Source organism: Pseudarthrobacter sp. B4EP4b (assembly GCF_006680095.1).
Lineage (GTDB): Bacteria > Actinomycetota > Actinomycetes > Actinomycetales > Micrococcaceae > Arthrobacter.
In genome coordinates this window covers 46,622-59,742 of record NZ_VHIJ01000023.1, presented here as the reverse complement: position 1 = coordinate 59,742, position 13,121 = coordinate 46,622, and the positions used below count along the sequence as shown (strand labels likewise).

The following is a 13,121-nucleotide window of genomic DNA, read 5'->3' as shown; positions in this document are numbered from 1 at the left end:
CTGCGTGTCTCCCATGGCCCGCACCGCCCCGGTGCCCGCCGCGACAGATCCGGCTATTATTCGGAACTTCTGCATCATCGCGCACATTGACCACGGCAAGTCCACCCTGGCGGACCGCATGCTGCAGTTCACCGGGGTCGTCCAAAGCCGCGACATGAAGGCCCAGTACCTGGACCGCATGGACATCGAACGCGAGCGGGGCATCACCATCAAGTCCCAGGCTGTCCGTATGCCCTGGGAACTCGACGGCACCAGCTACGCGCTGAACATGATCGACACCCCAGGCCACGTGGACTTCACCTACGAGGTCTCCCGCTCCCTCGCCGCCTGCGAAGGCGCAATCCTGCTGGTTGACGCAGCGCAGGGCATTGAGGCCCAGACGCTCGCCAACCTGTACCTGGCGATGGAAAACAACCTCACCATCATTCCGGTCCTGAACAAGATCGACCTCCCGGCGGCCCAGCCCGAGAAGTACGCGGCAGAACTTGCCAGCCTGATCGGCGGCGACCCCGAGGACGTGCTCCGTGTTTCGGGGAAGACCGGAATGGGCGTTGAGGCGCTGCTGGACAAGATCGTCCGCGACCTGCCCGCCCCCGAGGGCGACGCAAATGCTCCTGCCCGGGCCATGATCTTCGACTCCGTCTATGACACGTACCGCGGAGTGGTCACCTACGTCCGCGTCGTGGACGGCATGCTGCATCCGCGCGAACGCATCCAGATGATGTCCACCCGGGCCACGCACGAACTCCTCGAGATCGGGGTGAGCTCCCCGGAGCCCACCCCCTCCAAAGGCCTGGGCGTCGGTGAAGTGGGCTACCTCATCACGGGTGTTAAGGATGTCCGGCTGTCCAAGGTCGGTGATACCGTCACCAACCTTGCCAAACCGGCCGCTGACTCGCTGCCCGGCTATGCCGATGCCAAGCCGATGGTCTTCTCCGGACTGTATCCCCTGGACGGCACTGACTACCCCGTGCTTCGCGACGCACTGGAGAAACTGATGCTCAACGATGCCGCGCTCGTATACGAGCCGGAAACGTCTGCTGCACTGGGCTTCGGTTTCCGCGTGGGCTTCCTCGGACTCCTCCACCTGGAAATCACGCGTGAACGGCTCGAACGCGAATACAACCTGGACCTCATCTCCACCGCTCCCAACGTGGAATACGAGGTAACGCTGGAAGACAAAAAGGTGGTCCACGTGACCAACCCCAGCGAATACCCTTCCGGCAAAATCTCCGAGGTCCGCGAGCCGATGGTGTCCGCCACCATCCTGGCGCCGAACGAATTCGTCGGCGCCATTATGGAACTGTGCCAGAGCCGCCGCGGTGTTATGGGCGGCATGGACTACCTGTCCGAAGACAGGGTGGAAATCCGGTACCGCCTGCCGCTGGCCGAGATCGTCTTCGACTTCTTCGACATCCTGAAGTCCAAGACCCGCGGCTACGGCTCGCTGGACTGGAAGGCCGACGGCGACCAGGTGGCCGACCTCGTCAAGGTGGACATCATGCTCCAGGGCGAGCAGGTGGATGCCTTCTCCGCCATCACCCACCGCGACAAGGCGTACTCCTACGGCGTCATGATGACCACCAAGCTGCGCGAGCTCATTCCGCGCCAGCAGTTCGAGGTGCCCATCCAGGCTGCCATCGGCTCCAGGATCATCGCCCGCGAAAGCATCCGCGCCATCCGCAAGGACGTCCTGGCCAAATGCTACGGCGGCGACATCTCCCGCAAGCGCAAGCTGCTGGAGAAGCAGAAGGAAGGCAAGAAGCGCATGAAGATGGTGGGCCGCGTGGAGGTTCCCCAGGAAGCGTTTATTGCCGCCCTCACCACTGACGAGTCCAAGGACAAGGCCAAGAAGTAGTGAACACCGCGTCCGGCAACACCGGAGGCCCCCGCAATGCCTAGCACTCTTCCCCTCGGCGACCCGGCGCCGTCGGACGGCCTGCTGCCTGCCCAGGCAGCGGACGGTGCGGCGGAGCGGGCGTTCGGGCTGTACGTCCACATACCGTTCTGTGCGGTGCGCTGCGGCTATTGCGACTTCAACACCTACACCGCAACGGAACTGGGCGGTGGCGCCTCCCAGGATGCCTACGCCCAGACTGCCGCCGCAGAGGTGACACTGGCAGCGAAGGTCCTCTCGGCGTCGGGCCTTCCTCCGCGCAAGCTGGGCACGGTGTTCTTCGGCGGCGGCACTCCCACGCTGCTGCCCGCCGCAGACCTGGCCCTGATCCTCCGCCGGGCCATCGACCAGTGGGGCATCGAAGACGGCGCCGAGGTCACCACGGAGGCCAATCCGGACTCGGTAACGCCCGAATCCCTCGCGGTCCTGAAAGAGGCAGGGTTCACCAGGGTCTCCTTCGGCATGCAGTCCGCCGTCCCGCACGTCCTGAAAGTCCTGGACCGGACGCACACCCCAAGCCGCGTTCCACAGGTGGTGCAATGGGCACGCGAAGCGGGACTGGCAGTGAGCCTGGACCTGATTTACGGGACGCCGGGGGAGTCGCTCGCTGACTGGCGCCACTCCCTGGAAACCGCGCTGTCCTACGAGCCCGACCACATCAGCGCCTACGCGCTGATCGTTGAGGACGGGACCAAGCTTGCGGCCCAGATCCGCCGTGGCGAAGTTGCCGGTATTGACGACGATGATCACGCCGACAAGTATGAGCTGGCCGATCAGCTGATCACCGAAGCCGGCCTGGGCTGGTATGAAGTCAGCAACTGGGCCCGCACGCCGGAGCAGGCCTGCCGCCACAACCTCGCCTATTGGCGCGGGGATGACTGGTGGGGGATCGGGCCGGGTGCACACTCCCACGTGGGCGGCGTCCGCTGGTGGAACGTCAAACACCCCACGGCCTATGCAGGCCGCCTGGCCCAGGGCCTCTCGCCTGCCGCCGGCCGGGAAACCCTGGACCTGGAAACCCGGAACGTGGAGCGGGTGATGCTTGAGGCGCGGCTGCAGTCAGGGCTGGCTGTCTCCACCCTCGGTGCCGACGGCAGGCACGAAGTGGCCGGCCTGATCGCGGACGGCCTGGTGGAGCCGGCGGCAGCCTTCCGGGGCCGGCTGGTCCTCACTCTCAAGGGCAGGCTCCTGGCCGATGCGGTGGTGCGCCGGGTCCTCCCGGACTAGATCCGCCAACACCAACGCGGGGTCACTCGCTGCCCAACAACGCCTGGTTATTGGGCAGGGAGTGACCCCGTGTTGCTGGAACGCTACTTGATCCAGCGGAGGTTGTACTGGTAGCGGTGCGGTTGGCCACGGTTCACGTGGATTCCGGCCGCCACCGAGAAGCACGTCAGGGCAATCCAGATCAAGGTTGCGATGACGGCGAAGATGTTGCCCACGACCGGCACAAACACCAGGATGTTGGCGAGCACGGCGGCGATGGTTGGGGGCAGGCTGAAGTTCAGCGCCTCCTTGGACTCCTGCGCGGTGAAGGGCCCCCGGTCACGGAAGATCAGGTAGATCAGGAGTGCAGGGACGCAGCCCAGGATCCCGCCGAAATGCGAGAGCGTAGCCCACTGCCTGTCTTCGCTGGCCGTCAGGGGCAGCGCATTCGCGGGGACGCCATGGTACTCCGAACGGCCCTCGCCGCCCTGGCTGTCCCTGTGATCTTGTGCGTTTTCTGCCACAGTCTGTTCCTTCGAAAGTGCAATGGTGCTGGGTAAGAATGCCAATATCTGCTGAGGCACTGCCAGAAGCAGACACCGCAGTACCAAGAATACTTGGTGAAGCCGCCCGCTCCGACGTCCTGCCGCTGGATCCTGTCAGTTCAGGGGACAGTGAGGAAGTCAATTACTTCCTCCACCCTGCCCAGCAGCGACGCTTCCAGGTCCGCGTAGGTGCGCACTGCGCCCAGCAGTTTCTGCCAGCCCAGCCCGGTGTCCTCCTTGGTGGCGTGCGGCCACCCGAACGCCTTGAGGATGCCGGTCTTCCAGTCCTGCCCGCGCGGCACTTCGGGCCACTTTTCAATGCCCAGGACGGACGGGCGGATCGCCTGCCAGACGTCGACATAGGGGTGGCCAACGATCAGCACGTTGCCGGCGGCTCCGGGGGAGGCCATGACCGCATCCGCGATCCGTGACTCCTTCGAATCGGGCACCAAATGGTCCACGAGCACGCCCAGGCGCCGCCCGGGACCGGGCCTGAAACCGGCAACCGCCGCCGCCAGGTCATCAATGCCGTGCAGGGGTTCGACGACGATGCCCTCCACCCGGAGGTCATCGCCCCATACTTTCTCCACCAGTTCGGCGTCGTGCTTTCCTTCCACCCAGATGCGGCTCGCCTTGGCCACCTGTGCCCGTTGGCCCGCCACCCGCACCGAACCGGATGCTGTCCGGCCGCCGGCCGGGCCCCCGGCCTGGGTTTGCTTGGGTACCGGTGGCATCAGCCGGATGGGCTGGCCTTCCAGGAGGAAACCGAAACCCAGCCGGAAGGACCTGGACTTGCCCCGGCGGTCCTCCAGGGCCACCACGTGCATGCCGCCTGATTTTTCCACCCGCGTCACTGCGCCTACCCAGCCGGACTGGACCTCCTCCAGTACCATGCCGCGCTCCACCGGCACTTCGGGCAGTTGCGTTCGTGCAGGTGCCGTCAGGTCCTGGGCTCCCCAGTTCTGGTATTGCATGGATGAACTCCGCTTCGTGCTGGATCCGGGCCCGGAATTTCGCCCGGAGCGGTACCAATGCTAACAACGGGGCGAGTCATAATAGACTGTTAGCACTTAGGCATGTCGAGTGCTAACCCCTGTGAGGTACGGTGCGGGCGGAACGGCTGCCCTGATCCCTGGATGGAGGTGGAGTGTGAGCGAACCGCGCAAGCTTGAAGTACTGCGGGCCATCGTGGAGGACTATGTCCACTCGCGCGAGCCCGTCGGGTCCAAGGCCCTGGTGGAACGGCACCATCTTGGTGTCTCCAGCGCCACCATTCGCAATGATATGGCCGCACTTGAGGACGAAGGGCTGATCACAGCCCCGCACACAAGCGCAGGCCGCATTCCCACGGACAAGGGCTACCGGCTCTTTGTGGACCAGATTTCTGCGGTCAAGCCGCTGTCCCAGGCCGAACGCCGGGCCATTCAGTCCCTGCTGGAAGGGGCAGACGACCTCGACGACGTCCTGGAGCGCACCGTCCGGCTGCTGTCCCAGCTGACCAACCAGGTGGCAGTGGTCCAGTATCCGCACCTCAACCGAGCCCTGGTCCGGCATATCGAATTCGTCCTCCTGGCACCGCGGAAGGTGCTGGTGGTGCTGATCGCCAACAGCGGCAAGGTGGAGCAGCGGGTCATCGACGTCGGGCAGGACCTTGGCGACGACGTCCTCGGTACTTTACGCACGCATTTCCTGGCATCCCTTGGCGGGACTGCCCTGAGCCAGCTGACGCAGTCGCTGCCCGCAGTGGTGTCCGGCGTCGCCCCCGCACAGCGGCAGGCAGCCCAGGCATTGGCGCACGGGCTGGAAGCCCTGGCGCACAGCAGCCGGGAGGACCGCATGGTGATGGCCGGGACAGCCAACCTTGCCCGTTCCAACGTGGATTTTCCGCTCAGCATCGGCCCCGTGCTGGAGGCGCTGGAGGAACAGGTGGTGATGCTGCGGCTCCTGAGCGAGATGGCACAGGACCACCGTGGGGTGGCCGTCAGCATCGGCCGCGAGAACCCGTACGACGGCCTGGCGGAGGCATCGGTGGTGGCCACCGGGTACGGGCCGGACAGTGTCGCGAAGATTGGCATCCTGGGCCCCACGAGGATGGACTACCCCACCACCATGGCCGCGGTCAGGGCCGTCGCCCGGTACCTGTCACGGATTTTAGGTCCCTGACCCGAACCGTCCGGCGGCCAGGCACGAACAGTAGCGCCCGCAGTACAACTGCAGGCAAAACAACAAGGAAGAGATACGAACTTTGAGCAGCCACTACGAAGTCCTTGGAGTCTCACCGGATGCAACCGGGGAAGAGATCAAGAAGGCCTACCGCAAGCTGGCCCGCACCCTTCACCCGGACGTTAACCCCGGCGAAGATGTGGCAGACCGCTTTAAGGCCGTGACCCACGCCTACGAAGTTCTCTCCGATCCCCAGAAGCGCCGGGTGTACGACACCACCGGCAACGAGAACGGCACGGACAACGGGTTCGGCGGGGGAGCCTACGCCGGCCAGGGCTTCGCCTTCCAGGACATCTTCGATACGTTCTTTGGCGCCGGCGGTTCCTCCGGGCCCGCATCCCGTGTCCGGCGCGGCCAGGACGCCCTCATCAGCGTCCGGATCGAACTTCGCGACGCCGTTTTCGGCGTCAACAGGAAGCTCGAAGTGGATACGGCAGTGGTGTGCCCAACGTGCGAAGGCTCGTGCTGCCGCCCCGGCACCCACCCGGAGCGCTGCGACATCTGCGGCGGCAGCGGCCAGGTCCAGCGGGCGGTCCGGTCCATCCTGGGCCAGGTCATGACCGCTGCCCCGTGCGGCACCTGCGAAGGCTTCGGCACCGTCATCAAGGACCCCTGCAACGAGTGCAGCGGGCAGGGCCGCATCCGCAGCCGGCGTTCGCTGACCATCAAGGTTCCCGCCGGCGTTGCCACAGGCACCCGCATCCAGCTCTCCGGCCAGGGCGAGGCCGGTCCTGCCGGCGGCCCCGCCGGAGACCTGTACGTTGAGATCCGCGTCAACAACGACGCCACCTATGTCCGCGAGGGCGACGACCTGCACGCCACCCTGAACATCCCCATGACCGCAGCCGCGCTGGGAACAGACGTCACCCTGGAAACCTTCGACGGTCCCCAGGAGATCGACGTGAAGGCAGGAACGCAGTCCGGCGAAATCATCACCTTGCGCGGGCTGGGCGTGACCCACCTGCGCGGTTACGGCCGTGGTGACTTGAAGGTCCATCTGCAGGTGGAGACGCCGGCGAAACTGGACGCGGCGCAGGAGGACCTGCTGCGCCAGCTCGCCAGGTTGCGCGGCGAGCAAATCACGGAGGGCAAACTGGCCGCCAGTGGCGGTATGTTCGCCAAGCTCCGGGACCGGTTCGGTAACCTGTAGCGGTGAGCAACCCCGTCTTTTTCACGGCGTCCGGGTCCCTGGACCAGATGGCACCCGAAGGGCGTTTTGTCCTGGCGGGACCTGAGGCCCGGCACGCAGTGACCGTCAAACGGCTGGCTCCCGGCGAGCCCGTGGACATCGTGGACGGCGCCGGCACCCGGATGAGCGGGAAAGTGCTGGCAGCCTCCCCGGCCGGGCTCGAGGTCGAATGCACGTCCGTGGTGATTGAGGAGCGGCCTGGCGTCAGGCTGGTGCTGGTCCAGGCCCTTGCCAAGGGCGACCGGGATGAGCTGGCCATCGAAACCGCCACCGAACTGGGGATCGACGCCGTTATACCGTGGCAGTCCGAAAGATCCATCGTGCGCTGGAAGGGGGACCGGGCGGCCAAGGCGCATGCAAAGTGGCAGTCTGTAGTTACCGCGGCTGCCAAGCAGGCCCGGCGGGCCTGGATCCCCGAGGTGCGTGCCGCCGTCGACACTGCCGGTCTCGCTGCTGCTGCCGGGGCGGCCGACCTCGCCGTTATCCTGCACGAGGACGCCGCGCGTCCACTGCGGTTGGTCCTGGAATCGTGGCTCTCGAATGATGCTGTAGAAGGGCCGCGGGAAATATTCCTGATTGTCGGCCCCGAAGGGGGCATCAGCCAGCGCGAGGTGACGAAACTGTGCGGCCAGGGAGCCGTGACTGCCCTGCTGGGACACCATGTGCTGCGCTCATCAACCGCCGGCCCCGCCGCCGTCGTGCTTGCCAGCGATGTCCTGGGCCGCTGGGCGGCGCCCGCAGCCTGAACGGCCACGGCTTACCGTACTTTGAATCCCCGGGTATCTTCGGTGCCGTTTTGCTGGCCATCGGGGTTGGACGTTTGCCCGACCCGGAGCTCGTAGTCGCCGGCGGGCAGGGTCAGGGCCAGCGTAAAGACTCCCGCCTGGGCAGGGTCCGCCGCGGCGGTGGTCTCGCCGGTCAGGAATGGTGTCTTGGTCCCGTTCTCCTCCGACCGTAGGATCTGCCAGCGGAGCTTGCCGCCCGCGGCCGTGCTCCGGCCGGTGATCTTGACGCTGCCGTCCGCCACCTCGACGTTTTCCTGCGGATCGATGATCCACACCGGAGCCACGAGCCCGGCCGTGCGGGCCATCAGGGACCCTAGTTGCACGTGGTTGAACGCCACGTAATCTGTGTGCCCGTCCACCAGGATGCGCACGCGGATCTGCTGGCCGGAGTCAATCAGGCCTGAGCTTGCCGCAGCGGCGGTGGCCGTATAGACCAGCTGCTGGATGGCCCTGGCCGCCATATCGGCGTCCAGGTTGCTGTTGAAGGCGTCCTCCGACACGTCAACGGTGATGATGTCCTTGCCGGAAATCGAGGTTGCCAGCTGTTTGGGGTTCTGCCAGGGGGTGAAGAAGTCCGGGTCCAGGGGCTTTTCGGACATCATGGCGCGCAGGGCCCGCGTCACGGGATTTTCCTGCTCGGGAACATCCCTGAACTCGCGGTACAGGAAAACGTTGCTGTTGCTGCGGCCAATCCAGTAAACCGGGGCCTTGTTGGAGGACTGCGTGGTTTCCAGGGGTGCGCTGGTGGCGGGCGCACCAGAGACACTGCCGGTGGCGGCGGGAGTCGAGGCCAGGAGGCCCGTGGGTGACGGGCCCGGTTCGGCGATGCAGCCGGTCAGGGCAGGGATGGCAACCAGCAGCCCGGCAAGAACCATTGAACGGGCGCCGTTCAGTGCTCTTCCGGCCCGGTGGGGCCCTGCGGTTTCCGGCACCGTAATTGCCTGTCCTTCCCTGGTTGGATTGGCCGATCCCCGGTCAGCCTGGGCGCTTCCGTAGCACCCTGGATTTCCAGCATTACACAGCGCCGGCGGGCAAAAGCCGCCGGATGCGCCCAGCGGCCCAACTGCAACGTGAACGATATGAGGCCGATATGAAGTTGATACCTAATGACGGGCGGCGGGAACCGGAACAGTATCGGCGGCCAGGGGCAAGCACCCCGCGCCCGTATCGGGGCGGGCATCGGGCCAGGGCTGCCCTCTGGCGTAAGATGGAAGGTACCGCTGAGACGCAACGGGGACAGCCCGCCGCCGATCAGCCAGCAGCTACTTTTTCGAGATCGAGGGGATCACGGGCCCGCGGGCCAACACCATGACTGAATCAGCTAACGGAAAGCGCAGGCTTGTCACCGGCGAAGGCGCCGCGGGGGAATTTCCCCACACACTCCCTGGCGTCCGCACCGAAGTGGTCCTCTTCGACAGCTCCGACCAGATGGTTCAATCCCTCGGCAGCCATGATGAAGCGTTGCGGTTCATTGAAGAGCAGTTCCCTGACGTGAACTTCCACGTCCGCGGCAACGAGCTTTCCATTAGCGGACCGGCTACGGACGTGCCGCGGATCATGCGGCTCCTCCACGAGGTCCGGGGACTGGTGGCACGCGGAACCGTCATCAGCCCGGCCGTGCTGCAGCAACTCGTTGCCCTGCTCCGCACCCAGTCCCTGCAGAACCCGGTGGATGTGCTGACCCATGACATCCTGTCCAGCCGCGGCAAAACGATCCGCCCCAAGACGCTGAACCAGAAGAACTACGTTGACGCCATTGACGCCAACACAGTCATTTTCGGGATCGGTCCGGCCGGCACCGGTAAGACCTACCTCGCCATGGCCAAGGCCGTCCAAGCCCTGCAGCAAAAAGAGGTCAGCCGCATCATCCTGACCCGCCCGGCAGTGGAAGCAGGGGAGCGGCTTGGCTTCCTGCCCGGCACCTTGAGCGACAAAATCGATCCGTATTTGCGTCCGCTGTATGACGCCCTGCACGACATGATGGACCCGGAGTCGATTCCGAGGCTCATGGCAGCAGGAACCATTGAGGTGGCGCCGCTGGCCTACATGCGCGGCCGTACCCTCAATGACGCCTTCATCATCCTCGACGAGGCCCAAAACACCACGCCGGAGCAGATGAAGATGTTCCTCACCAGGCTGGGATTCGGGTCCAAGATGGTGGTCACGGGCGATATCACCCAGGTGGACCTGCCGTTCGGCACGCGCTCGGGGCTGCGGATCGTGGAGGAAATCCTGCAGGGCATTGACGATGTGAACTTCTCCGTCCTGGACGCCGCAGACGTGGTCCGTCACCGGCTGGTGGGTGACATCGTTAACGCCTACAGCATCTGGGACGACGCCCAGCGGAACAGGGTGAAGCATTCGGCAAGCCGGGAAAAACGGGGGGAACGCGCGTGAGCATCGAGGTGAACAACGAGTCCGGCGTCCAGGTGGACGAATCTGAACTCGTTGCGCTGTCCAGATACATCTTCGAGCAGCTGTACATCCACCCGCAGGCCGAACTGTCCATCCTCCTGGTGGACGAGCCGGCCATGGAGAAGCTTCACATCGAACTGATGGACGAGCCCGGCGCCACGGACGTCCTGTCGGTGCCCATGGATGAACTGACCCCGGGGACCCCGGACCGGCCCACGCCGCAGGGCATGCTCGGGGACATCGCCGTTTGCCCCCAGGTGGCCACGGTCCAGGCCAAGAATGCCGGCCACTCGCTGCAGGATGAAATGCTGTTGCTGACCACGCACGGCATCCTGCACCTGTTGGGCTACGACCATGCCGAACCTGAGGAGAAGGCCGAGATGTTCGGCCTCCAGCGCGAACTCCTGTCCGGCTTCACCGGTAAAGAAGCGCCCGCCGAGACTACCCAGTGACGCCTTTGCTCCTGGTCGCGATGGCCCTGGCTTTCCTGGGTATCGCGGCAGTACTGACCGCGGCCGAAGCCGCCTTCAATTTCCTCCCGCGCCACGACGCGGAAGAAGCGCTCCTGAAAAGCCGCGGCACCGCCATGCGGCGGATTCTGGCCCAGCCGGTGGCCCATATCCGGGCCCTGCGGTTCTGGCGAATCTGGTTCGAGATGGCCTCGGCGGTTGCTGTCGCCGTCCTCCTCTACAGCCTGCTGGACAATATCTGGTTTGCGGGCCTGGCTGCCACAGGCATTATGGCCCTGCTGGGATTTGTGATTGTGGGCGTCTCACCGCGCCAGCTCGGCAGACTGCATTCGACTGCGGTGGTGCGGTTCACCGCGCCCATGATCCGCTTCCTCACCTGGGTCCTGGGGCCCATCCCGGGCTGGCTCGTGGCGGTGGGAAGCGCGGCGGCCCCCGGGGCGCCCACCGGTGATGAGGCGTTCTTCAGTGAGCAGGAATTCCGCGAGCTGGTGGACCGGGCCAGCGAATCGGACATGATCGAGGACACCGAGGCGGAGATGATCCAGTCCGTCTTCGACTTCGGCGACACCCTGGTGCGGGCCGTTATGGTGCCCCGGACCGACATCCTCAGCGTTGAAGCAGGCTCCAGCCTCCGCCGGGCCATGTCACTCTTCCTCCGTTCGGGTTACTCCAGGATGCCGGTGATCGGCGAAGACAGCGACCACATCCTGGGCATTGTCTACCTCAAGGACGTGGCGGCCGTCCTCCATGAGCTGGCACCGGATGAGGAACCGCCCCTGGTGGACTCCCTGGTCCGTGAAGTCCGGTATGTCCCCGAATCAAAGCCGGTCAGCGACCTGCTCCGGGAACTGCAGAAAGAATCCACGCACGTTGCCATAGTGATCGATGAATACGGCGGCACCGCGGGGCTCGTCACCCTCGAGGACCTGATTGAGGAAATCGTGGGCGAAATCGTGGACGAGTACGACACCGAAAGTGCCGAGGCCGTGGAGCTCGGGGACGGCTCCTACCGCGTCAGCGCCCGGATGAGCATCGACGACCTCGGTGAGCTTTTTGACATCGAGCTCGACGACGACGAGGTGGACACCGTGGGCGGCCTGCTGGCCAAAGCGCTCGGCCGCGTTCCCATCGTCGGCAGCCATGTGGAAGTGGACGGGGTGTCGCTGCGCGCCGACCGGCTCGAAGGACGCCGGAACCGTGTCAGCCACATCATTGCGGCGCCCGTTCCAAAAGTAGACACTGACCTTGAAGACCTCTTCCAAGAGGCGGAAGCAACCCAGCAGGGAGTTCCACGTGAGCAAGAAAAATAAGGCCGCCGGCGAAGAGGATTTCGGCGGTTTCCGCGCAGGGTTTTCGGTCCTGGTGGGCCGTCCCAATGCCGGAAAATCCACCCTGACCAACGCGCTGGTGGGCAAGAAGGTGGCCATCACCTCCGCCAAGCCGCAAACCACCCGCCACACCATCCGCGGCATCGTCCACCGGGAGGACGCGCAGCTGATCCTGGTGGACACTCCCGGCCTGCACCGGCCCCGCACCCTGCTCGGCAAGCGCCTGAACGATCTTGTGGCCGACACCCTGGCCGAGGTGGATGCCATTGGCTTCTGCCTTCCCGCCAACGAAAAAATCGGCCCGGGCGACAAATTCATCGCGGCGCAGCTCGCCGCCGTGGGCCGCAAGCCCGTCATCGCCATCGTCACCAAGGCGGACCTGGTGGACAGACAGGCCCTGACGGAACAGCTCCTGGCCGTGGCCGCGCTCGGACGCGAAGTGCTGGGGGAGGAAGGCTGGAAGGATATCGTCCCGGTGTCCGCCACGGACGGCTTCCAGGTGGAAACCGTAGCCGATGTGCTGATCAGCCACATGCCGCCGTCGCCCCCGCTCTACCCGGATGGGGAGCTGACCGATGAACCGGAAGCCGTGATGGTCGCCGAGCTCATCCGGGAAGCGGCGCTGGAAGGTGTCCGGGACGAGCTGCCGCACTCGCTCGCGGTGGTTGTGGAAGAGATCGTTCCCCGGGAGGACCGTCCGGACGATAACCCCCTCCTGGACGTGCGCGTGAACCTCTATGTGGAGCGGCCGTCGCAGAAGGCCATCATCATTGGCAAGGGCGGCAGCCGGCTGCGCGAAGTGGGCACCAACGCACGCAAGGGCATCGAGGCGCTCCTGGGGACGCGGATCTACCTGGACCTGCATGTCAAGGTTGCCAAGGACTGGCAGCGGGACCCGAAACAGCTGGTCAAGCTGGGCTTCTGAGCCCGCCTGCCGGTGCCGCAAAGGGCAGCACGGCAATTTCCCAGACTGGGCCACTAAAATGGACCGGATTCAGAATCTAGAGGAAGGTTCATTACGTGGGGCGAGGCCGCGAAAAGCGCGATAACGGAGCTGACGTGT

The 13,121-nt window shown here is 65.2% G+C and carries 12 protein-coding genes; 9 read left to right on the top strand and 3 right to left on the bottom strand.

All coding sequences use genetic code 11. The features are described from left to right. Nucleotides 1-4: 4 nt before the first annotated feature. Both lepA and hemW read left to right on the top strand, forming a co-directional pair. On the top strand, nt 5-1,858 hold the full coding sequence (gene lepA / locus FNL14_RS08680) for a translation elongation factor 4 (RefSeq protein ID WP_170850802.1): 1,854 nt from the start codon (nt 5-7) through the stop codon (nt 1,856-1,858). Nucleotides 1,859-1,894: 36 nt separating this feature from the next. Next, a complete protein-coding gene (gene hemW, locus FNL14_RS08675) occupies nt 1,895-3,124 on the top strand; it encodes a radical SAM family heme chaperone HemW (RefSeq protein WP_142059266.1) in 1,230 nt (409 codons plus the stop codon). Between the two features lie 83 nt (nt 3,125-3,207). Here the strand turns inward: hemW and FNL14_RS08670 are convergent, their stop codons facing one another. After that, nucleotides 3,208-3,627: a DUF4870 domain-containing protein gene (locus FNL14_RS08670; protein WP_091419925.1), complete on the bottom strand. Its 420-nt coding sequence runs from the start codon at nt 3,625-3,627 to the stop codon at nt 3,208-3,210. A gap of 140 nt (nt 3,628-3,767) precedes the next feature. Beyond that, nucleotides 3,768-4,622 (bottom strand): DUF3097 domain-containing protein, encoded by an 855-nt coding sequence (locus tag FNL14_RS08665; RefSeq protein WP_091419927.1) that lies wholly within the window; start codon nt 4,620-4,622, stop codon nt 3,768-3,770. Nucleotides 4,623-4,797: 175 nt separating this feature from the next. Here FNL14_RS08665 and hrcA point away from each other — a divergent pair, with 175 nt between their 5' ends. The 3 genes from hrcA (at nt 4,798) to FNL14_RS08650 (ending at nt 7,806) form a co-directional block, all read left to right on the top strand. Continuing rightward, entirely contained in the window at nt 4,798-5,811 is a 1,014-nt protein-coding gene (gene hrcA, locus FNL14_RS08660) for a heat-inducible transcriptional repressor HrcA (protein ID WP_091419928.1), read from the top strand. Between the two features lie 82 nt (nt 5,812-5,893). Next, complete coding sequence (gene dnaJ, locus FNL14_RS08655; RefSeq protein WP_091419930.1) at nt 5,894-7,021, top strand: molecular chaperone DnaJ; 1,128 nt, start codon at nt 5,894-5,896, stop codon at nt 7,019-7,021. Nucleotides 7,022-7,023: 2 nt separating this feature from the next. After that, nucleotides 7,024-7,806 (top strand): 16S rRNA (uracil(1498)-N(3))-methyltransferase, encoded by a 783-nt coding sequence (locus FNL14_RS08650; protein ID WP_142059264.1) that lies wholly within the window; start codon nt 7,024-7,026, stop codon nt 7,804-7,806. Nucleotides 7,807-7,817: 11 nt separating this feature from the next. On the opposite strand, the gene FNL14_RS08645 is transcribed toward FNL14_RS08650, so the two are convergent. After that, on the bottom strand, nt 7,818-8,777 hold the full coding sequence (locus tag FNL14_RS08645) for a GerMN domain-containing protein (protein WP_255470746.1): 960 nt from the start codon (nt 8,775-8,777) through the stop codon (nt 7,818-7,820). Between the two features lie 376 nt (nt 8,778-9,153). On the opposite strand from FNL14_RS08645, the gene FNL14_RS08640 reads away from it, so the two are divergent. Genes FNL14_RS08640 through era form a run of 4 tightly spaced genes read left to right on the top strand, consistent with a single transcriptional unit; the run spans nt 9,154 to nt 12,983 of the window. After that, nucleotides 9,154-10,242 (top strand): PhoH family protein, encoded by a 1,089-nt coding sequence (locus FNL14_RS08640; RefSeq protein ID WP_091419935.1) that lies wholly within the window; start codon nt 9,154-9,156, stop codon nt 10,240-10,242. Then, nucleotides 10,239-10,712, top strand: coding sequence for an rRNA maturation RNase YbeY (ybeY, locus tag FNL14_RS08635; RefSeq protein ID WP_142059262.1), 474 nt, complete (start codon nt 10,239-10,241; stop codon nt 10,710-10,712). The genes FNL14_RS08640 and ybeY overlap by 4 nt, the downstream gene beginning before the upstream one ends. Next, nucleotides 10,709-12,040, top strand: coding sequence for a hemolysin family protein (locus FNL14_RS08630; RefSeq protein ID WP_142059260.1), 1,332 nt, complete (start codon nt 10,709-10,711; stop codon nt 12,038-12,040). The genes ybeY and FNL14_RS08630 overlap by 4 nt, the downstream gene beginning before the upstream one ends. Beyond that, nucleotides 12,024-12,983 (top strand): GTPase Era, encoded by a 960-nt coding sequence (gene era / locus FNL14_RS08625; protein ID WP_091419940.1) that lies wholly within the window; start codon nt 12,024-12,026, stop codon nt 12,981-12,983. The genes FNL14_RS08630 and era overlap by 17 nt, the downstream gene beginning before the upstream one ends. Nucleotides 12,984-13,121 lie beyond the last annotated feature (138 nt).